The sequence below is a fragment of the Dokdonella sp. genome (assembly GCF_051958935.1).
Taxonomy (GTDB): Bacteria; Pseudomonadota; Gammaproteobacteria; order Xanthomonadales; family Rhodanobacteraceae; genus Dokdonella_A.
The window spans coordinates 1-20,064 of sequence record NZ_JBQCFP010000082.1; the positions used below are offsets into that span (position 1 = coordinate 1).

A 20,064-nucleotide genomic window follows, 5' to 3' on the forward strand; every position below is an offset into this window, starting at 1 on the left:
GCGACTTCCTTGACCATCTGCGCGCCCATGTTCTCGAACTTGTCGGCCAGTTCGATCTCCTTCGCGACGGACACGCCGTCCTTGGTGATCGTCGGCGCGCCGAAGCTCTTCTCGAGCACGACGTTGCGGCCCTTCGGGCCGAGCGTCGCCTTGACGGCGTTGGCGAGGGTGTTGACGCCGCGCAGGATGCGGGTGCGCGCGTCTTCGGAGAAGCGGATTTCTTTGGCTGCCATGGGTGGAGCTCCGTAATTCGTGATTCGTGATTGGGGATTCGAAAAAGCGACGGCGGGATTCGAGGTGAAGGGATCGGATTCGGAGCAGGACTGCTCTGACGAATCACCAATCCCCAATCACCAATCCCGGCTTCTCACTTCTCGACGACGGCGATGAGGTCTTCTTCGCGCATGACCAGGAGTTCCTGGCCGTCGACCTTGACCTCGGTGCCCGAGTACTTGCCGAACAGCACGATGTCGCCGACCTTGACCGCCATCGGGCGGACCTTGCCGTCTTCCTGGATCTTGCCGGTGCCGGCAGCGAGGACCTCGCCCTTGACCGGCTTTTCGGCCGCGGCGTCGGGGATCACGATGCCACCGGCCGACTTGGTTTCGGCTTCCAGACGCTTGATGATCACGCGATCGTGCAACGGGCGAAGCTTCATGGGTGTCTCCATAAAAGGTTGATATTGAAGGACTAACGACGAACTGTTAGCACTTGCTCGTGCTGAGTGCCAAGTTTAGCGGCGAACGCGGCCCCGGAGAAGGGGGCGACGGCTGCGTTCCAGATGGCGTCTGTGCCGGCCGATTCAAGCGTCCCCACGACAGCGTCGCGCTTCCGGCCTATAGTCGTGGGTCAGGCCCGCTCGCAGTGCGCGGGCTTCGTCCTGGGGAATCCACATGCAGTACGCCAAGGGCGCCTTCGGCGCCGCACTCCTTCTTTTCCTCGCGGCGGCTCCGGCCGCGCACGCGCAGTACGTGTCGCTGGTCGGTGGCACGCCCGCGGCCGAGCACTTCGACACGCTCGCCGCGACCGGCACCGGCACGGCCGTGCCGGCCGGCTGGCATTTCGTCGAAGCCGGCTCCAATGCGAACACCACGTACGCCGCCGACAACGGCAGCACCGCGGGTGGCAACACCTACAGCTACGGCACGGGCAGCGCGGGCGAGCGCGCGCTCGGCATGCTGCGCTCCGGTTCGCTGCAGCCGCTGATCGGCGCCGAGCTCGGCAACGACAGCGGCCTCGTCGTCGACCACATCGACGTGAACTACGCGGGCGAGCAGTGGCGCCTCGGCGCCACCGGGCGCAGCGATCGCCTCGACTTCCAGTACAGCCTCGACGCGACGTCGATCAATGACGGCGCGGCAACCTGGGTCGACGTCGATGCGCTCGACTTCGCCTCGCCGACGACGGCGGGTTCCCTCGGCCCGCTCGACGGCAACATCGCCGCGAACCGCATCGCGATCGCCGGCACGATCGCCGGCCTCACGCTCGCCCCTGGTGCGCACCTGTGGGTGCGCTGGATCGACCTCGACATCGCCGGCGCCGAAGACGGCCTCGCGATCGACGACGTGCAGTTCGCGATCGCCGGCGATCCGCCGGTCGACCTCGCGCCGACGGTCGCATCGACGGTGCCGGCCGCGGGTGCGAGCGGCGTCGCGACCGGCACCACGCTCGCCGTCACCTTCAGCGAGGCCGTGGCGACGACCGGCTCGTGGTACACGATCGCCTGCTCGACCTCGGGCGCGCATTCGGCAAGCGTCGCCGGCGGCCCGGCCACGTACACGCTGACGCCCTCGACCGCATTCGCGGCGAATGAAACCTGCACCTGGACCATCCTCGCCGCGCACGTCATCGATCTCGACGGCACGCCCGATCCGCTCGCCGCCGACTATGTCGTCGTGTTCACGACACTCGACCCCGCAACGACGCCGCCGTCGATCGTCTCGACCGCGCCCGCCGACGGTGCGACCAACGTCGCGATCGCGAGTGACGTGCGCGTGACGTTCAGCGAGCCGGTGACGACCGCGAACGCGTTCGGGCTCGCCTGCGATTCGACGCCGATCGCGCTCGACGAATCGGGCAGCGGCGCACAGCGCACGCTCACGCCGGCGACCGTGCTGCCCGCGGGCGCCCATTGCACGTTCACGGTCGACGCGGACGGCGTGCACGACCTCGACGGCATCGCGATGGACGCGGACGTCGCCGTCGCGTTCCGGGTCGCGACCGGCACGCTCGAGGGCTACTACGCGCAGGTCAATCCGAGCAGCCCCGAACAGCTGCGCTGCTCGCTGCACCAGACGATCAAGGGCCACACGATCTATCCGTACAGCGGCTCGGGCACGAACACCTGGACGATCCTCGAGATCGCACAGCAGGATCCGAACGACCCCGCGAAGATGATCGATGTCTACCGCAACCGCTCGTACACGATCGGCAGCGATCGTGCCGGCACCGGCAGCGGCATCACCTACAACCGCGAGCACACCTGGCCGAACTCGCTCGGCTTCGCCAACAGCGGCCTCGCCGCGTACACCGACACGCACATGCTGTGGCTGTCGGACACGAACCAGAACGCAAGCCGCGGCAACAAGCCGTTCGCCAGTTGCCCGAGCGGCTGCACGGAACTTCCGACCGAGGCGAACAACGGCGTCGGCGGCGGCAGCGGCGTGTACCCTGGCAATTCGAACTGGGTGCGCTCGCCCGACGGCAATGCGGGTTCGTTCGAGGTGTGGAACCACCGCAAGGGCGAGATGGCGCGCGCGATGTTCTACATGGCGATCCGCTACGAGGGCATCGCTGCCGAAGCCGCGCACGACGGCGTCATCCCCGACCTCGAACTCACCGACAACCGCAGCCTCATCACGATCACGAGCAACACCGCGGCCAAGGCCTACATGGGCCTGCTCGCGACGCTGCTCGACTGGCACCTGCAGGATCCGCCCGATGCCGAGGAAGTGGCGCGCAACGACGTGATCCAGGGCTTCCAGGGCAATCGCAACCCGTTCGTCGACCATCCCGAGTGGGCGACGCGCGCGCTGTTCGAATCGAGCGAGCCCGCGGTGTGCGAGCCGGTCGTGCCGAACGACGTGATCTTCGCGAACGGGTTCGACGCGGCGCCGTAATCGAAAGGGCACTCTCCAGCGGCGGCGCAAGAGCATCGCGGCGTCCGCCGCTCCCGCACATCGATTGTGGGAGCGACTTCGGTCGCGATGCTTCCCGGCCTCGGCCCTCGACCGCCTGCGCCGCCCGCTGCCCCATGCGATGATCGGCGACCCGTCGCCACCGATTGCCGCCATGGCCGCCATCGTCATCCATTGCAGCTGCCCCGACGCCGATACCGCCGCGCGCATCGCGCGCGCGCTCGTCGACGAACAGCTCGCGGCGTGCGTGCAGGTACTGCCGGGCATGACGTCGACGTACCGCTGGAAGGGCGCGGTGCATGTCGACGCCGAGGTGCTGCTGCTCGCCAAGACCGTGCGCGCGCGACTCGATGCGGTGTCCGCGCGCATCGCCGCGCTGCACCCGTACGAAGTGCCGGAACTGCTCGCGCTCGATGTGGTGGATGGCGCGCCAGGTTACCTCACCTGGCTCGAGCAGGCCTGCGCGGACCTTGAATCCACGGGCGGCCCTGCCCATACGCGGTGAACGTCCTGCAAGATCCGCGGTCCAAACGCGGTCCCCCTGTTCACCGATCCGACGGAGCGACTTTCCGATGCGCAGCCTGCTCACCGGCCTGACCGCCACATTCCTGCTCGCCCTCGCGGCCTGCGCCGCGCACGCGCAGGAGGACGGCCTGCTGCCGGTCGAACAGGCGTTCAAGCTGGACGCCAAGACCGCCGGCCCGGGCAAGCTCGCGCTGCACTGGGACATCGCGCCGGACTATTACCTCTATCGCTCGCGCATCAAGGCGAAGACGTCGCAGGCCGGCCTCACGCTCGGCACGCTCGAACTGCCCGCGGGCGAGAAGAAGCAGGACGAGTTCCTCGGCGAAGTCGAGGTCTACCACCACGCGATCGACGCGACCTTGCCGTACACGCTCGCCGATGCAGCGACGAAGAGCGTCACCGTCTCGCTGACCGTGCAGGGTTGCCACGAGACCGATCCGAAGATCTGCTATCCACCGCACCCGACCACGGTCACGCTCGATCTCGGCGCGGATGCGGTGACCGCGGCGACCGGCCCGGCAGCGGGCCTGCCTGCGAGCCCGCTCGCCGGCAATGGCGGCGGCCCGCTCGCTTCCGGCGGCGGCTTGCCGCTCGGGGCCAATGCCGGCGCGGTCGACAGCGCGCCGCTGCCGCCCGAGCAGGCGTTCGTGTTCGAGGCGATCGCGCAGAGTCCGACGACGATCCTCGCGCGCTGGACGATGCCGAAAAACTACTATCTCTACCGCGACAAGAGCACGGTCACGCTCGTCGACGGCAACGGCGTCACGCTCGGCGCGCCGCAATGGCCGGCGGGCGTCGATCACACCGACGAACACTTCGGCATGATCAAGGTCTATTTCGACCAGGTCGAGTTGCCGATCGGCCTGCTGCGCGAACACGGCGACGCTCAGGCGGTGAAACTGCACGCGGAGTACCAGGGTTGCCTCGAGAACGGCATCTGCTACCCGGTGATGCAGAAGGACGTGTCGGTCGACCTGCCGGTGGCGACGGCCGATGAGCTCGCTGCAGCGAAGGCATCGTTCGTGCCTGCCGCGAAGAGCATCGCGGCTGGAGCCGCTCCGGCGACTGCGGCAAACGCGGCGGGACAGGAGCGCCCCCCGGCCCCGAGCCCCCAGCCCTCGCTTCCCGGCATCCTCGGCGCGCTCGTGTTCGCGCTGCTCGGCGGCCTCGTGCTCAACCTCATGCCGTGCGTGCTGCCGGTGCTCTCACTCAAGGTGCTCGGCCTCGCGCAGAGCGGCGAAAGCGCGGCGAAGGCGCGCAAGCATGCGCTCGTCTACACCGCGGGCGTGCTCGTCACGTTCGTCGCGGTCGGCCTCGCCGTGATCGGTCTGCGCGCGGCGGGACAGGCGCTCGGCTGGGGCTTCCAGCTGCAGCAGCCGGTATTCGTCGCCGTGCTCGTCTACGTGCTGTTCGCGATCGGCCTGTCGCTCTCGGGCGTCTACAACATCGGTGCCGGGCTCGCCGGCGTCGGCCAGAACCTCGGCAACCGCAGCGGTGCGGCGGGCGACTTCTTCACCGGCGTGCTCGCGGTGATCGTCGCAAGTCCATGCACCGCGCCGTTCATGGGCTCGGCGCTCGCCTATGCGTTCTCCGCATCCTCGCTCGTCGCCTTGCTCGTGTTCCTCGCGCTCGGGCTCGGCCTCGCGCTGCCGTTCCTGCTCGTCGGCTTCGTGCCTGCACTCGCGGCACGCCTGCCGCGGCCGGGTGCGTGGATGGAGACGCTCAAGCAGTTCCTCGCGTTCCCGATGTACCTGACCGCGGTATGGCTCGCCTGGGTTCTCGGCAACCAGCGCGGCATCGACGCGATCGGCTGGGTGCTGATCGGCGCGACCGTGCTCGCGCTCGGCCTCTGGTGGTGGGAACGGCATCGCTACCAGGGCCATCCGGTGCAGCGCGTGATCGGGATCGTCGTCGTGCTCGCCGCGCTGCTGCCGATCGCACGGATCGCCCATCTCGAACCGCCGGCCACGCATGCGGCCCGCAGCGACACCGTGGCGTATTCCGCCGAACGCCTCGCCAGCCTGCGCGCCGAAGGCCGCAGCGTGTTCGTCGACGTGGGCGCCGACTGGTGCGTGACCTGCAAGGTCAACGAAAAGGCCGTGCTCGACACCGATGCCTTCCGCGACCTGCTCCGGCGCAGCAACGCGGTGCTCATGACCGCCGACTGGACCAATGTCGACCCGGCGATCACCACGTTCCTGCAGGACTACAACGCGGTCGGCGTGCCGCTCTACGTCGTGTTCCGCGCCGGCGAAACGGGCCGCGGCCATGCGCTGCCGACCGTCCTGACCCAGGCGATCGTCGAGCAGGCGCTCGCACCGCACTGAGCGCCGTGTTCGATCGCACCCACCTGCTCGTCGTCGCACTCGCGATCGCCGGGGCGCTTGCCGGCCTCGGGGTGGGGCTGTGGCTGCGCCCGGCGGCCGCGCCCGTCGCGCGCACGGCGACCGCGCTGGTCGGCCAGCCGCGACCCGCGCTCGCATTGCCCGACACCCAGGGACATCCGCAGTCGCTCGACCGCTGGGGCGGCAAGCTCGTCCTCGTCAATTTCTGGGCGAGCTGGTGCGCGCCCTGCGTGGAGGAAATGCCGCTGCTCGACCGCACCCAGCAGCGCCTCGCGGGGCGCGGGCTGCAGGTCGTCGGCATCGCGGCGGACGGCGCCGAGGCAACGCGCGCGTTCCTGCGCGAGCATCCGGTCGCCTATCCGATCCTCGTCGACGACCCCGAGACCGCACCCGCCCGCGGCGGCGACAGTTCCCGCGCGTTCGGCAATGAGCGCGACGTGCTGCCGTACTCGGTCCTGATTGGCCGCGACGGGCGCATCCTCGCGCAACGCTACGGCAACTTCACCGAAACGTCCCTCGAGGCATGGCTGCAGCCGCATCTGTGACGCGCGCCGCCACAGACGCATCTGCTCCGTGCTACCGCGATTTTCCACCGAACGTCGCCGAACTGGACAGATCGCGTCGGACGGGCGAGACTAGCCGCCCTTTTTGAGCGGCGCGGCCGTGGCCACGATCCTCGTCCTGCATGGGCCCAACCTCGACCTGCTCGGCACGCGCGAGCCGGATACGTACGGGCGCACGACGCTGGCCGAGATTGACGCCGAACTGGCGACGATCGCGCAAGGATCCGGCCACCAACTGACAAGCTTCCAGTCCAATGCCGAGCACGCGCTGATCGAACGCGTGCATGTCGCACGCGGCGATGGCACTGCCTTCATCCTGATCAACCCGGCCGCGTTCACCCATACGAGCGTCGCACTGCGCGATGCGCTCGCCGCGGTCGCCCTGCCGTTCATCGAAGTGCACCTCTCGAACGTGCACGCGCGCGAGGCGTTCCGCCGCCACTCGTACTTCTCCGACCTCGCGGTCGGCGTGATCGCCGGCTTCGGCGCGCTGAGCTACCGGCTCGCGCTCGACGCCGCGCTGCGCCGCCTCGCGGCCTGACTTTCCCAAGAACACCCCGTTTCGGACATACGGCCCAGGAGTTCCCCATGGACCTGCGCAAGATCAAGAAGCTCATCGACCTGCTCGAGGAATCCAACCTCGCCGAACTCGAGATCAAGGAAGGCGAGGAAATCGTGCGCCTGTCGCGCCTGCCCAAGGGCATGGTCGGCGCCCTGCCGGTCGCCGCGGCGCCGATGGCCGCGCCCGCACGCGTCGAGGCACCCGTCGCGGCGAGCGCCCCGGTCGCGGCGGAAGCGCCCGCCGCCGGTGGCAAGGCGCTGCCGGAAGGGCATGTCGTCAAGGCACCGATGGTCGGCACGTTCTACGCCTCGGCCAATCCCGACTCGCCGCCGTTCGTGAAGGTCGGCCAGGCGGTCAAGGCCGGCGAGACACTCGGCATCATCGAAGCGATGAAGATGTTCAACCAGATCGAAGCCGACGTCGCCGGCACTGTGCTCGCGATCCTCGTCTCGAACGGACAGCCGGTGGAATTCGACGAGCCGATGTTCGTCATTGGGTAGGGGCCGGGATTGGTGATTCGTGATTGGTGATTCGGAAAAGCCGCCGCACTGCCAGCTCGACGTGTGGCACGACGCAATGGACCTCGTCGTGGCCGTATATGCGTTTTCGGCGGGATTTCCGCCTGAGGAACGGTTCGGGTTGACTGCGCAGATGCGGCGCGCCGCCGTGAGCGTTCCATCGAATATCGCTGAAGGCGCCGCACGCAAGTCACGAAGCGAGCTTGCGCGCTTCCTCTCAATCGCGCGCGGCTCGATTTCCGAACTCGACACCCAGATACAAATCGCCAGTCGGCTGGACTTCGGCACTCCTTCGAAAACCTTGCAGCAGACCCTCAATCGCACGTTCGCCAGGCTCAATGCGCTGATGGCCAGCATCGCCGCCCGCTCTGTCGAATCACCAATCACGAATCACCAATGACAATACGGGCACCCCATGCTTGACAAGGTAGTGATCGCCAACCGCGGCGAAATCGCCCTGCGCGTGCTGCGCGCGTGCCACACGCTCGGCATCAAGACGGTCGCGGTGCATTCCACCGCGGACCGCAACCTCAAGCACGTCGGCATGGCCGACGAGTCGATCTGCATCGGCCCGCCGGCCGCGGCGGAGAGTTATCTCAACATCCCGCGCATCATCGCCGCGGCCGAAGTCACCGACGCGCAGGCGATCCATCCGGGCTACGGCTTCCTGTCCGAGAACGCGGACTTCGCCGAGCGCGTGGAGAAATCCGGTTTCATCTTCATCGGCCCGACTGCGGACGTGATCCGCCTCATGGGCGACAAGGTCGAGGCTATCCGCGCGATGAAGGCGGCCGGCGTGCCGTGCGTGCCGGGCTCGGGCGGCCCGCTCGGCGACGACGTCGCGGCGAACGTGAAGGTCGCACGCGAGATCGGCTATCCCGTGATCATCAAGGCCGCCGGTGGTGGCGGCGGCCGCGGCATGCGCGTCGTGCATACCGAGGCGCACCTTTCCAATGCGATCCAGATGACCAAGTCCGAAGCCAAGGCCGCGTTCGGTAACGGCGAGGTCTACATGGAGAAGTTCCTCGAGAACCCGCGCCATGTCGAGATCCAGGTGCTCGCCGACGGCCAGGGCAATGCGATCCACCTCGGCGAACGCGACTGCTCGATGCAGCGCCGCCACCAGAAGGTCGTCGAGGAAGCGCCGGCGCCGGGCATCACGCCCGAGCAGCGCGCCGAGATCGGCAAGGTCTGCGTCGAGGCGTGCAAGCGCATCGGTTACCGCGGCGCGGGCACGTTCGAGTTCCTCTACGAGAACGGGCGCTTCTACTTCATCGAGATGAACACGCGCATCCAGGTCGAGCACCCGGTGACCGAACTCATCACCGGCGTCGACCTCGTGCGCGAACAGCTGCTCATCGCGGCGGGCGAGAAGCTCACGATCCGCCAGGAGGACATCGTCCTCGACGGCCATGCGATCGAATGCCGCATCAACGCCGAGGATCCGGATACGTTCATGCCGAGCCCGGGCCTGGTCAAGCGTTTCGAATGCCCGGGCGGCCCCGGCGTGCGCGTCGACACGCACGTCTACGACGGCTACCGCATCCCGCCGAACTACGACTCGATGATCGGCAAGCTCATCGTGCACGGCCGCGACCGCGCCACCGCGATCGCGCGCATGCGCATCGCGCTGTCGGAGATGGTCGTCGAGGGCATCAAGACGAACGTGCCTCTGCAGCAGCGCATCATGGCCGACGGCGGCTTCCAGGCGGGCGGGCAGAATATCCACTACCTCGAGAAGCGGATGGCCGAAGCCAGGGAGAAGGCGATCGGGATTGGCTGAGTCAACACGCTGGGGAGGGTGCGCCGTGAGAGTACTGCACTGTTCATTGCTATGCATGCTCGTCGCTAGCTTGATGTCGTGCGCCGGTTCGCCGGTCGACCCTCAAGGGGGCATGCGCATCGCAGCGAAAGGCAACAAGCATTATGAAGTGGACGGCCAGTCACTTACTTTCGTGCAATTGGAGTCTCTGCTTTCAGGAAGGCGGCCGATCAGAATCGTCGTTGATCAGTCTCCGATGATGATGCAAGACACTTGCGTATTCATCCTTGGCGTCAAACTGGATATCCCTGTTTGGGCACGCTCGTTCAACGGAGCGATACAGCCCGTGCATTTCAATATTGACTCTCCCGACATCACGGCGACGGACAATTGTCGTTAACGATGCCCTTCCTTGAACTCTCCCTGACCATCCGTGCGACCGACCAGGAACGCGTCGAACTCGCGCTCGAGGAAGCAGGCGCGCTCGCGGTGACGCTGCTCGATGCGGACGCCGACACGCCGAACGAGCGCGCGATCCTCGAGCCCGGCGTCGGCGAGACGCCGCTGTGGGGCGAGATCTCGTTGCAGGCGCTATTCGAGGCCGACACCGATCGCGCCGGTCTTCTGTACGTGCTCGCCGAGCTGCTGCCGGAAATCGAACCTTCGCAGGTGCGTTTTCGCGAAGTCGCCGACCAGGACTGGACGCGCGCGTGGATGGACCAGTTCAAGCCGATGCGTTTCGGTCGGCGCCTGTGGATCTATCCGTCCACTGTCGAGCCGCCCGGCGATGATGCGGACGCGGCCGTCGTCGTGCGGCTCGATCCCGGGCTCGCCTTCGGCACCGGCACGCATCCGACCACCGCGCTCTGCCTCGAATGGCTCGACGGGCTCGACCTTTCCGGCCGGCACGTGATCGACTACGGCTGCGGCTCGGGCGTGCTCGCGATCGCCGCGATCAAGCTCGGCGCGGCGCATGTCGACGGCATCGACAACGACCCGCAGGCGATCCTCGCGAGCCGCGACAACGCCGAACGCAACGGCGTCGCCGACCGCCTCGCGCTTTACCTTCCCGACGAGTTCGTCGTCCGCGCCTGCGACGTGTTCGTCGCCAACATCCTCGCCGGCCCGCTCGGCGAACTCGCACCGCATTTCGCGACATGCGTGAAACCCGGCGCACCGTTCGCGCTGTCGGGCATCCTCGTCGGCCAGGCCGACGAACTGGTCGCGCGCTACGCCGAATGGTTCGACGACCTCGTCGTCGCGACGCGCGAGGACTGGGTGCGCATCTCCGGCCGCCGTCGCGGGTGAGCGGTGACGAAAGCGAAAGACTGAGCCACGAAGGGCACGAAGAACACGAAGGAGCAGGCGAGGGATTTCACGGCGGCCGTGGCTGCGCGATGGGCGCCGACCTTCTTCGGACGCTGGAAACGTGCGGTTGCAAACGACCAAAGCACATTCCTGCATTGCCTTCTCTTCGTGTTCTTCGTGTTTCAATCCTTGTTGGCGCCTTTGGCCACGTCCCCGCCGCGCGCTAGACTGGCCGGATCGCGACGGGCGCGGAGGGATCGTGAGCGTGTTGCAGTGGCTCGGGCGTCGGCTCGCCAGTTACCTCGCGCGACCGCGGCCCGGGCTGCATGTCGCGACGAGCCGTCCGGGCCTGCTCGCGGCAACGTTGCGCAAGGGCGACGTGCTGCTCGTCGAAGGCACGAGCCGCTTCTCGGCCGCGATCCGCACGCTCACGCAATCGACCTGGTCGCACGCAGCGCTTTACATCGGCGACGCTTTGTCCGCCTCGCGCGGCGACGACACGCCGCTGCTGATCGAGGCCGACGTCAACGACGGCGTGCGCGCAGTGCCGGTCGAGCGCTACGCGCAGATGCATACGCGCATATGCCGGCCGGTCGGCCTCGGCGAGGAGGAGATCGACGCGGTGTTCGGCTACGCGATCGGCCGCCTCGGCCAGCAGTACGACCTGCGCAACATCATCGATCTCGCACGCTATCTCGTGCGGCCGCCGCCGGTGCCCGAGCGTTTCCGCCGCCACCTGCTCGCCTTCGGCGGCGGCGAGCCGACCAGCGCGATCTGCTCGTCGCTGATCGCCGCCGCGTTCGCGTCGATCCGCTATCCGGTGCTTCCCGACATCGAAGTCGCGCGCAGCAAGGGCGAAGCCGGCCGCGAACAGGTGCGCGAGATCCTGCACATCCGCGACTCGAGCCTCTACGTGCCGCGCGATTTCGACGTCTCGCCGTACTTCGCGATCGTGAAGCCGAGCCTGCGCGATTTCGATCCGCACGTGCTGACCTGGGCCGCCCTGCCGATACGGGCGGCCGAGGCCGGCGAGGACTGAACACCGGTGGCGCAACCCGCCGCGCGGCGACGGCCCACCGGTGCCACGCTGCTAGAATCGCCCGACCTCGCCTGCGCGAATTGGATCGATGTACACGCAGTGCCCCGAATGCCTGACGATCTACAAGGTCGACGGCGCCGAACTCGCGGCGGCGCACGGCAGTGTGCGTTGCGGGCACTGCGCCGCGGTATTCGATGCGCTGCGCACGCTGAGCCTGCAGCTGCCGCCCGAGCCGATCGAACGGCTCGACGTGCACGCGACGCTGCCGGCGCCACCGCAGCTCGAACTGCCGGTGTTCAGGCCGATCCCGGCGCAGGCGTCGCTGTTCGCCGAGGCGGCCGACCGCGCGCGCGCCGCCGAGCGCTCGTCGCTGCCCGCGTTCGCCAAGCGCCGCCGCCGCGCGCGGCAACGCCGCAACGGGCCGTGGCTCGCCGGATGCGCGCTGCTGCTGCTCACCCTCGCCGGCGAGATCGCCTGGGCCGAGAAGGCACGCTGGATCGACGATGCGCGCATGCGCGCCTGGCTCGATCCGCTGTGCGCGAAGCTCGCCTGCCGCCTGCCGCCGCGCCACGACGCCGCGACGCTCGAACTGCTGTCGCGCGACATCCGCCCGCACCCGTCGGTGCCCGGCGCGCTGATCATCTCGGCGACGCTGCGCAACGACGCACCCTTCGTGCAGGCGTACCCGACCGTGGAGATCACGCTGTCGGACCTCGACGAGACGCGCATCGCGATGCGCCGCTTCCAACCGCGCGAGTACCTCGGCGATGCGCGCTCGATCGCCGCGGGTCTCGCGCCCGGCACCAGCACGGCGCTCGTGTTCGAAGTCGCCGACCCCGGCAAGGACGCGGTCGCGTTCGAATTCAAGTTCGAGTGAGCGGCACGCGTGCGGACGCCGTGCCGGGCCGAAGTGCTCAGCTCGCGCCGAGATAGATCGCGCAAGTGCCGATCCGTGAAGGCATCGCGGCCCTCGAAGCGTCATCCATCGTGAACTTCGCCCGCGAGGGACTTATCAAGGCACGATCACGGCGCTACTATCCCCTCCCGACGTGCGCCCGCGCCGTCGGCCCAAGCATGGAAGATCGCTCGCCGAGAAGGGCCCCGTTGTGAATGCCGCCATCCCCTTGCGCGCGGACAGCGCGCACGAAGCCTCGTTGCAACCCGCACTGCGCGACTGCGTCGTCCGCGCCGTACGCCGCTATCTCGCCGACGTCGAGTCCGAGCCGGGCGAAGGCCTGCATGCGCTCGTCATGCGCGAGGTCGAATCGCCGCTGCTGCGCGAAGTGATGGCCTGGTATGGCGGCAACCAGAGCCGCGCCGCGGCCGCGCTCGGCATCAACCGCGCGACCCTGCGCAAGAAGCTGCAGCAGTACGGCCTCGCCGACTGACCCGGTGCAGCGGATGCAGCGCGCGCTCGCGCCGCCGCCGCTATAATTGCGCGCTTCCCCCGGGACGAAGCCCGCCATGTTCCACGCCACCCTGGTACCGGTTCGCCGCGCGCTGCTCAGCGTGTCCGACAAGTCCGGCCTGATCGACCTCGCCCGCGGCCTCGATTCGCTCGGCATCGCGCTCGTCTCCACCGGCGGTACCGCAAAGGCGCTGCGCGAAGCCGGCCTGCCGGTGTCGGACGTCAGCAGCGTGACCGGCTTCCCCGAGATCATGGACGGGCGCGTGAAGACGCTGCACCCGGCCGTGCACGGTGGCCTGCTCGGCCGGCGCGGCACCGACGATGCGGTGATGGCCGAGCACGGCATCATGCCGATCGACCTGCTGGTCGTGAACCTGTATCCGTTCGAGCGCATCACGTCCGAGCCGGATTGCTCGATGAACGATGCGATCGAGAACATCGACATCGGCGGTCCGGCGATGCTGCGCGCGGCCGCGAAGAACCACGAGCACGTCGCCGTCGTGGTCGATCCGGCCGACTACGCCGAGGTGCTCGAGTCGCTCGCCCACGGCGGCACGCGCCTGTCGCTGCGCCGCCGCCTCGCCGCATCCGCCTACGCGCACACGGCGCGCTACGACGGCGTCATCGCCAACTGGCTCGGCATGCGCACCGACGCGGAGAAGCCGGAGGCGTTCCCGCCGGGTCTGCGCCTCGCCTTCGAGCGCCGGCAGACGCTGCGCTACGGCGAGAACCCGCACCAGGGCGCCGCACTGTACGTCGAGCGCAACCTGCCGCCCGGCACCGTCGCCGGCGCGCGCGTGCTCGCCGGCAAGGAACTGTCCTACAACAACCTCGCCGACGCCGACGCCGCGCTCGAATGCGTCAAGGCGTTCCAGAAGACGCCCGCCTGCGTGATCGTCAAGCACGCCAATCCGTGCGGCGTCGCGCTCGGTGCGAACCTCGGCGAGGCGTACGAGCGCGCTTACGCGTGCGATCCGGTGTCCGCATTCGGCGGCATCATCGCGTTCAACCACCGCCTCGACGGCGCGACCGCGAAGAAGATCATCGAGCGCCAATTCGTCGAGGTCGTGGTCGCGCCCGAGTTCGACGCCGATGCGATCACCGCGATCTCGGCCAAGCCGAACGTGCGCGTGCTTGCGGTCGGCGAGTGGGGTGAAGCGGCGCCGCATGCGTACGACTACAAGCGCATCGCCGGCGGCCTGCTCGTGCAGGACGCCGATCGCGACACCTTGCTGCTGTCCGACCTCAAGGTCGTTTCCCGCCGCGTGCCCGATGCCGCCGAGCTGCACGACCTGCTGTTCGCCTGGCACGTCGCGATGTTCGTCAAGTCCAACGCGATCGTCTACGCGCGCGGTGGCCGCACGATCGGCATCGGCGCCGGACAGATGAGCCGGGTCGTGAGCGCGAAGATCGCCGCGATCAAGGCGGCCGAAGCCCAGCTCGAGGTGCCCGGCAGCGTGATGGCGTCCGATGCGTTCTTCCCGTTCCGCGACGGCATCGACGCCGCCGCCGAAGCGGGCATCCGCGCGGTGATCCAGCCCGGCGGTTCGATGCGCGACGCGGAGGTCATCGCCGCGGCCGACCAGCACGGGATGGCGATGGTGTTCACGGGCGTGCGGCATTTCAGGCATTGACGGCGGTTCGTGATTGGTGATTCGTGATTGGTGATTGGCAAGTCGGCCTCCCACAACAATCGACCATTTCCCGACGCGTGAATCCCCCAACAGCCGGTCGCAACGAATCGTGCGCGACGCGCACCAATGACCAATCCCGAGTCGTCAATCACGAATCCCCAATCACGAATCACCAATGAAAATCCTCGTCATCGGTTCCGGCGGCCGCGAGCACGCCCTCGCGTGGAAACTGTTGCAGTCGCCGCGCGTGTCCGAAATCGTCGTCGCGCCCGGCAATGCGGGCACGGCGCGCGAGGCGCGCATGCGCAACGCGGACGTCGCGGTGACCGACGTCGACGGCTTGCTCGCGCTCGCGCGGCGCGAAGGCATCTCGCTCGCGGTGGTCGGGCCCGAGGCGGCGCTCGCCGCGGGCATCAGCGATCGCTTCCATGCGGCCGGGCTGCGCTGCTTCGGCGCGAGCCGGATCGCCGCGCAGCTCGAGAGTTCGAAGGCATTCGCGAAGGATTTCCTCGCGCGCCACAACATCCCGACCGCGCATTACGCGGTGTTCACCGACCTCGGCCCTGCGCTCGCCTACGTGCGCCGCCGCGGCGCGCCGATCGTGATCAAGGCGGACGGCCTCGCCGCGGGCAAGGGCGTCGTCGTCGCGCTCACGCTCGCCGACGCCGAACAGACCCTGCACGACATGCTCGGCGCGCGCACGTTCGGCGACGCCTCCGCACGCGTGGTGATCGAGGAATTTCTCGAGGGCGAAGAAGCGAGTTACATCGTGATGAGCGACGGCCGCAACGTGCTGCCGCTCGCGACGAGCCAGGACCACAAGCGGCGCGACGAAGGCGACCTCGGGCCGAACACCGGCGGCATGGGCGCGTATTCGCCCGCGCCGGTAGTCACGCCGGAGGTCGAGCGGCGCGTGCTCGAGGAAATCATCCGTCCGACGATCGCGAGCATGGCCGCCGAAGGCGCGCCCTTCATCGGCTTCCTTTACGCCGGCCTCATGATCGACCGGCACGGCGCGCCGAAGGTCATCGAATTCAATGCGCGCCTCGGCGACCCGGAGACCCAGCCGATCATGCTGCGCCTGAAGTCCGACCTCGTCGATCTCGTCGAGGACGCGCTCGACGGCCGCCTCGACAGCGCGCGCGCGAACTGGGACCCGCGTCCCGCGCTCGGCGTCGTCGTCGCCGCAGCAGGCTACCCCGGCAAGGTGCGCGGCGGCGACGTGATCGACGGACTCGACGTGGCCGACGGCAGCGACGTGAAGGTGTTCCACGCCGGCACCGCGCTCGCGGATGGGCGCGTCGTCACCGCGGGCGGCCGCGTGCTCGCGGTCTGCGCGGTCGGCGAGGACCTCGGCATCGCGCGCGCGCGCGCCTACGAGCGCGTGCGCACGATCCGCTTCGACGGCGCGTTCTGCCGCCGCGACATCGGCCACCGCGCGCTGCGGCGCTGAGCGCCGCGCACGGGCATCGCGTCAGCGCGCGGCTTTGGCGGGCGGCTTGTAGGGAGCGAGGCGCAGCGGGTGGTAGACCGCCGCGTCGGCGGGCCACGGCCGGTCCGGCAGCTTGTGCGCCTGCAATTGCTGCAGCACCTGTCGGTACGGCGTGAGCGCGCCCTTGAGGCCGTTGCGCACGAGCACGAACATGCCGGCCTGCTGGACCTTCACCGCGTCGTCCCACTTGCCGTTCGCGGCGAGGGCGAGCGCATAGGCTTCGCTGTTCGGCGCGCTCGGATTCTCCGCATAGAGCTTCTTGCCGTATTCGAGCGCGCCGCGCCGCTCGTTTGCATTCGCCTGTGCGCAGGTGCTGGCGATGCGCACGAATAGTTGCAGGACGAACTTGTTGTTGATGTCCGCCGCGAGCAGGTCGCTTGCATCGCGCAGGGCCGAACCGCATTGGCCGGCGACGACGTCCGCGGCGACCATCTGCATCCAGTGCTCGGCGTCGCGAATGTCGAGTTGCACGAGCGCGCGATACTGCGTCGCGGCCTCGGCAGCGCGACCCGAGCGCAGCAGCAGCGCACCGAGCAGTGCGCGCGCCTCGCCGAGCTTGGGGTCGAGCCGTACGGCTTCCTGGTATGCACGCTGGGCGCCCGCATCGTCGTTGCCCATCTCGAGCGCGACGCCCTTGCTCAGCTGGGCGAGCGCGCTGTTGCGATCGGCGGCGATCGCCGCGTCGGCGCGCGTGTTGGCTGCGGCGAGGTTGCCGGCTGCCGCTTCGGCACGCGCATACAACGCGAGCAATGCGGCGTCCTTCGGGCTCGCCGCGAGCGCGGCGTCGAGCAGCTTGCGCGCCGCGTCGTACTGGTGCAGCGCGAGCAGCGGGGCGATCTCGGCGATGCCCTTCGCGGGCGTCGCGGCAGCAGGCGTCGTCGCGGCCGCGCCGGCGCGGCCGAGCAGGCCGTCGCCAAGCGGATCGATGAGCATCGGCGGCACGTTGCCGGCCTTCGCGCGCGCGTCGGCCGCGGCTTGCGCGTTGCCGGCGCCGGCCTGCGCCTCGGCGAGTGTCGCGTACAGCGCGGTCGCCTTCGGGTCGATCGCGAGCGCGCGCTGGATCTGCTCGACCGCCTCGGCGTAGCGCTTCTGCTTGAGCGCGATCTCGCCGAGCATCGCGTACGGCATCGCCTGGTCGGCGTGCTTGGCGACGTAATCGGCGAGCAGCTTGCGCGCGCCATCGAGATCGCCGTTGTCCATCTTGCTGCGCGCGACCGTGGTACGGATCGGCAGGTAGTCCTGGTTCAACTGCAGCGCGATGTCGAAGTAATTCTGCGCGACGGCGAGCTGATTCTGCGAACGCGCGAGCACGCCCTGCGCGTAGACCCAGCGACCATCCTTCGGCGCGAGCAGGGTCGCGTCCTCGAGCGCGATCGTCGCGGCCTCGACGAAGCCATTGCGCGCATACGCGGCGGCGAGGATCGCGTAGGCCTCGGCGAGCGGGTCGCCGACCAGCGCGATCTTGCTCTTCTCGAACGTCTCGCGCGTCTTGCGCAGTTCGTCGGCCTGGGCGGGCGGGAGCTTGGTGAGGTCCGGCGTCGGCACCGGCTTTACCAGGGCCTCGGCGTGCAGGTGGGTCGCGCCGAACGCGGCGGCGACGGCGAGTGCGAGCGGGGCAAGGGAGCGCAGGGACATCGGCATGAGGGCGTCGGGGGATGAGCCGGGCATTTTAGCGCGTCACTACGGGCCCCGCCCGGACCCTGCCCCGCCGGCAAAGTTCCCGCCGGGCGGGGGCCGTCGCCGCGGATCGCCGATCGGCGCGTGGCCTCTTCTGCGCGTCTACCGCGGCGCGATCGACGCGGCGATCCTGCTACATTCGCGCCACTTCCCAGGCAGGCGAACCATGAGCGGATCCAGCCAGTTCCGGTTGCTCGGCACGCGGCGCTTCGCGCCGTTCTTCGCGACCCAGGCGCTCGGTGCGTTCAACGACAATGCGTTCCGCAACGCACTGGTCGTGCTCGTCGGCTACCACATGGGCCTCGACGAGCATGCCGTCGGCTTCTATTCGAACATCGCGCCGGCGGTGTTCATCCTGCCGTTCTTCCTGTTTTCCGCGAGCGCGGGCCAGCTCGCGGAGAAGTACGAGAAGGCGCGCATCATCCGCTGGGTCAAGCTGTTCGAGATCGCCGCGATGGCACTCGCCGCGGCCGGCTTCTGGCTGAAGAGCATCCCGCTGCTGCTGTCGGTGCTGTTCCTCATGGGCCTTCATTCCACCGTATTCGGTCCGATCAAATACGCGATCCTGCCGCAGACGCTGCGTGCGGACGAACTGGTCGGCGGCAACGGCCTGGTCGAGATGGGCACGTCGCTCGCGGTGCTGATCGGCATGATCGCCGGCGGCGTCGCGATGAGCAGCGGGCCGCTGCCGGCGTCGCTGCTCGTGATCGGCGCGGCGCTCGTCGGCTGGCTCACGAGCCGGGCGATTCCGCCGGCACCGGCGACTGCGCCGGACCTGCGTTTCAACTGGAACCCCCTCACCGAAACGTGGCGCGTGCTCGGCTTCGTGACGAAGAACCGCACCGTGTTCAATTCGGTGCTCGGCATTTCCTGGTTCTGGTTCTTCGGAGGCGTGTTCACGATGCAGCTGCCGAACTACACGAAGATCTTCCTCGGCGGCACCGAGTCCGTGCAGATCTTCGTGCTCGCGCTGTTCTCGATCGGCGTGGGCGCCGGCTCGCTGCTGTGCGAACGCCTGTCGGGGCACAAGGTCGAGATCGGGCTGGTGCCGTTCGGTTCGATCGGCCTGACCGTGTTCGGCCTCGATCTCTACTTCGCACGCCCGGCGGCGACGTCGCTGCACGACCTTTCCGCGCTCGCATTCCTCGCGGCGCCGGGCGGCTGGCGCATCGCGCTCGATTTCGTCCTCGTCGGCCTCTTCGCCGGCTTCTACATCGTGCCGCTGTTCGCGCTGGTGCAAAGCCGCGCCGAGCGCAGCGAACTCTCGCGCGTGATCGCCGGCAACAACATCGTCAACGCGTTGTTCATCGTCGGCGCGGCGGCTTTCGGGCTCGGCCTGTCCGCGCTCGGCCTGACGATTCCCCAGATCCTGCTCGCCACCGCGGTGCTCAACGCACTCGTCGCGATCTACATCTATACGCTCGTGCCCGAGTTCCTGATGCGGTTCCTGTCGTGGATCCTCGTCAATACGCTCTACCGCATCAAGGTCGAAGGCAGCGAGCGCATCCCCGAGGAAGGCGCGGCGCTGCTCGTCTGCAACCACGTGAGCTTCATGGACGCGTTGATCATCGGCGGCAGCGTGCGGCGGCCGGTGCGCTTCGTGATGTACTACAAGATCTTCGAGATCCCGGTGCTCAAGTTCATCTTCCGCACCGCGAAGGCGATCCCGATCGCCGGGCGCAAGGAAAATCCCGAGCTGCTCGAGCGCGCGTTCGGCGAGGTCGATCGCGCGCTCGCCGACGGCGAACTCGTCTGCATCTTCCCCGAGGGCGGCCTCACGCGCGACGGCGCGATCGACACCTTCCGGCCCGGCGTCGAGCAGATCCTCGCGCGTCGCGCCGTTCCCGTCGTGCCGCTCGCGCTGCGCGGCCTGTGGGGATCGGTTTTCAGCCGGCGCGACAGCGCGCTCGGCCGCGCGCGGCTGCCGCGCCGCTTCCGCGCGCGCATCGGGCTCGCCGCCGGCACGCCGCTGCCGGCGGCCGAGGCGAGCGCACCCGTGCGCGAGGCACGCGTGCGCGAACAGCGCGGCGGCGACGCCTGACGCGGCGTCGCCGGCTCCGCCTGAGCGTCGCCGCCCGCGCCGGCCCCCGGGGT

General features: G+C 68.8%; 19 protein-coding genes. 16 read left to right on the top strand and 3 right to left on the bottom strand.

The genetic code is table 11. The annotated features are described in order from the left end of the window. Positions 1-233 (bottom strand): TCP-1/cpn60 chaperonin family protein (locus tag ACTHK2_RS07435; protein WP_440245071.1); only part of this gene is annotated, 233 nt, incomplete at its 3' end. Between the two features lie 134 nt (positions 234-367). Then, positions 368-658, bottom strand: coding sequence for a co-chaperone GroES (groES, locus tag ACTHK2_RS07440; RefSeq protein ID WP_182532647.1), 291 nt, complete (start codon positions 656-658; stop codon positions 368-370). Positions 659-893: 235 nt separating this feature from the next. Here groES and ACTHK2_RS07445 point away from each other — a divergent pair, with 235 nt between their 5' ends. The 15 genes from ACTHK2_RS07445 (at position 894) to purD (ending at position 16,254) form a co-directional block, all read left to right on the top strand. After that, positions 894-3,119, top strand: coding sequence for an endonuclease (locus ACTHK2_RS07445; RefSeq protein WP_440245072.1), 2,226 nt, complete (start codon positions 894-896; stop codon positions 3,117-3,119). A 172-nt stretch (positions 3,120-3,291) separates the two neighbouring features. Beyond that, entirely contained in the window at positions 3,292-3,642 is a 351-nt protein-coding gene (gene cutA, locus ACTHK2_RS07450) for a divalent-cation tolerance protein CutA (RefSeq protein ID WP_440245073.1), read from the top strand. 67 nt (positions 3,643-3,709) lie between these two features. After that, positions 3,710-5,989 carry a protein-disulfide reductase DsbD family protein gene (locus ACTHK2_RS07455; protein ID WP_440245074.1) on the top strand — a complete coding sequence of 760 codons (2,280 nt, stop codon included), beginning with the start codon at positions 3,710-3,712 and terminating at the stop codon, positions 5,987-5,989. A 5-nt stretch (positions 5,990-5,994) separates the two neighbouring features. Next, positions 5,995-6,552, top strand: coding sequence for a TlpA family protein disulfide reductase (locus ACTHK2_RS07460; RefSeq protein ID WP_440245075.1), 558 nt, complete (start codon positions 5,995-5,997; stop codon positions 6,550-6,552). A gap of 118 nt (positions 6,553-6,670) precedes the next feature. Continuing rightward, complete coding sequence (gene aroQ / locus ACTHK2_RS07465) at positions 6,671-7,111, top strand: type II 3-dehydroquinate dehydratase (RefSeq protein ID WP_440245076.1); 441 nt, start codon at positions 6,671-6,673, stop codon at positions 7,109-7,111. Between the two features lie 47 nt (positions 7,112-7,158). Further along, positions 7,159-7,632, top strand: coding sequence for an acetyl-CoA carboxylase biotin carboxyl carrier protein (gene accB / locus ACTHK2_RS07470; RefSeq protein ID WP_440245077.1), 474 nt, complete (start codon positions 7,159-7,161; stop codon positions 7,630-7,632). 19 nt (positions 7,633-7,651) lie between these two features. Continuing rightward, complete coding sequence (locus tag ACTHK2_RS07475; RefSeq protein WP_440245078.1) at positions 7,652-8,050, top strand: four helix bundle protein; 399 nt, start codon at positions 7,652-7,654, stop codon at positions 8,048-8,050. Between the two features lie 15 nt (positions 8,051-8,065). Beyond that, positions 8,066-9,433, top strand: a complete 1,368-nt coding sequence (accC, locus tag ACTHK2_RS07480) for an acetyl-CoA carboxylase biotin carboxylase subunit (RefSeq protein ID WP_440245079.1) — start codon at positions 8,066-8,068, stop codon at positions 9,431-9,433. A gap of 25 nt (positions 9,434-9,458) precedes the next feature. Continuing rightward, positions 9,459-9,812, top strand: a complete 354-nt coding sequence (locus tag ACTHK2_RS07485) for a hypothetical protein (RefSeq protein WP_440245080.1) — start codon at positions 9,459-9,461, stop codon at positions 9,810-9,812. Positions 9,813-9,814: 2 nt separating this feature from the next. Further along, positions 9,815-10,720 carry a 50S ribosomal protein L11 methyltransferase gene (prmA, locus tag ACTHK2_RS07490; protein ID WP_440245081.1) on the top strand — a complete coding sequence of 302 codons (906 nt, stop codon included), beginning with the start codon at positions 9,815-9,817 and terminating at the stop codon, positions 10,718-10,720. A gap of 259 nt (positions 10,721-10,979) precedes the next feature. Then, positions 10,980-11,759: a YiiX/YebB-like N1pC/P60 family cysteine hydrolase gene (locus ACTHK2_RS07495; protein ID WP_440245082.1), complete on the top strand. Its 780-nt coding sequence runs from the start codon at positions 10,980-10,982 to the stop codon at positions 11,757-11,759. 88 nt (positions 11,760-11,847) lie between these two features. Then, on the top strand, positions 11,848-12,636 hold the full coding sequence (locus tag ACTHK2_RS07500; protein ID WP_440245083.1) for a zinc-ribbon and DUF3426 domain-containing protein: 789 nt from the start codon (positions 11,848-11,850) through the stop codon (positions 12,634-12,636). A 229-nt stretch (positions 12,637-12,865) separates the two neighbouring features. Then, the gene (locus ACTHK2_RS07505; protein ID WP_182532733.1) at positions 12,866-13,147 is read left to right on the top strand and encodes a helix-turn-helix domain-containing protein; all 282 of its coding nucleotides are present in this window, start codon (positions 12,866-12,868) and stop codon (positions 13,145-13,147) included. Positions 13,148-13,223: 76 nt separating this feature from the next. Continuing rightward, positions 13,224-14,801: a bifunctional phosphoribosylaminoimidazolecarboxamide formyltransferase/IMP cyclohydrolase gene (purH, locus tag ACTHK2_RS07510; RefSeq protein ID WP_440245084.1), complete on the top strand. Its 1,578-nt coding sequence runs from the start codon at positions 13,224-13,226 to the stop codon at positions 14,799-14,801. Positions 14,802-14,976: 175 nt separating this feature from the next. Then, complete coding sequence (purD, locus tag ACTHK2_RS07515) at positions 14,977-16,254, top strand: phosphoribosylamine--glycine ligase (protein ID WP_440245085.1); 1,278 nt, start codon at positions 14,977-14,979, stop codon at positions 16,252-16,254. A 21-nt stretch (positions 16,255-16,275) separates the two neighbouring features. On the opposite strand, the gene ACTHK2_RS07520 is transcribed toward purD, so the two are convergent. Then, positions 16,276-17,934 carry a tetratricopeptide repeat protein gene (locus ACTHK2_RS07520; RefSeq protein ID WP_440245086.1) on the bottom strand — a complete coding sequence of 553 codons (1,659 nt, stop codon included), beginning with the start codon at positions 17,932-17,934 and terminating at the stop codon, positions 16,276-16,278. A gap of 202 nt (positions 17,935-18,136) precedes the next feature. Between ACTHK2_RS07520 and ACTHK2_RS07525 the strand changes: the two genes are divergently transcribed. Then, on the top strand, positions 18,137-20,011 hold the full coding sequence (locus ACTHK2_RS07525; RefSeq protein WP_440245087.1) for an MFS transporter: 1,875 nt from the start codon (positions 18,137-18,139) through the stop codon (positions 20,009-20,011). The last annotated feature ends 53 nt before the right edge of the window (positions 20,012-20,064 follow it).

Coding starts and splice junctions, on each gene's coding strand:
- ACTHK2_RS07445 (WP_440245072.1), top strand. CDS start 894: ATGCAGTACGCCAAGGGCGCCTTCGGCGCCGCACTCCTTCTTTTCCTC.
- ACTHK2_RS07500 (WP_440245083.1), top strand. CDS start 11,848: ATGTACACGCAGTGCCCCGAATGCCTGACGATCTACAAGGTCGACGGC.
- ACTHK2_RS07520 (WP_440245086.1), bottom strand. CDS start 17,934: ATGCCGATGTCCCTGCGCTCCCTTGCCCCGCTCGCACTCGCCGTCGCC.
- ACTHK2_RS07525 (WP_440245087.1), top strand. CDS start 18,137: ATGAGCGGATCCAGCCAGTTCCGGTTGCTCGGCACGCGGCGCTTCGCG.
- cutA (WP_440245073.1), top strand. CDS start 3,292: ATGGCCGCCATCGTCATCCATTGCAGCTGCCCCGACGCCGATACCGCC.
- purH (WP_440245084.1), top strand. CDS start 13,224: ATGTTCCACGCCACCCTGGTACCGGTTCGCCGCGCGCTGCTCAGCGTG.
- prmA (WP_440245081.1), top strand. CDS start 9,815: ATGCCCTTCCTTGAACTCTCCCTGACCATCCGTGCGACCGACCAGGAA.
- accB (WP_440245077.1), top strand. CDS start 7,159: ATGGACCTGCGCAAGATCAAGAAGCTCATCGACCTGCTCGAGGAATCC.
- groES (WP_182532647.1), bottom strand. CDS start 658: ATGAAGCTTCGCCCGTTGCACGATCGCGTGATCATCAAGCGTCTGGAA.
- ACTHK2_RS07455 (WP_440245074.1), top strand. CDS start 3,710: ATGCGCAGCCTGCTCACCGGCCTGACCGCCACATTCCTGCTCGCCCTC.
- purD (WP_440245085.1), top strand. CDS start 14,977: ATGAAAATCCTCGTCATCGGTTCCGGCGGCCGCGAGCACGCCCTCGCG.
- accC (WP_440245079.1), top strand. CDS start 8,066: ATGCTTGACAAGGTAGTGATCGCCAACCGCGGCGAAATCGCCCTGCGC.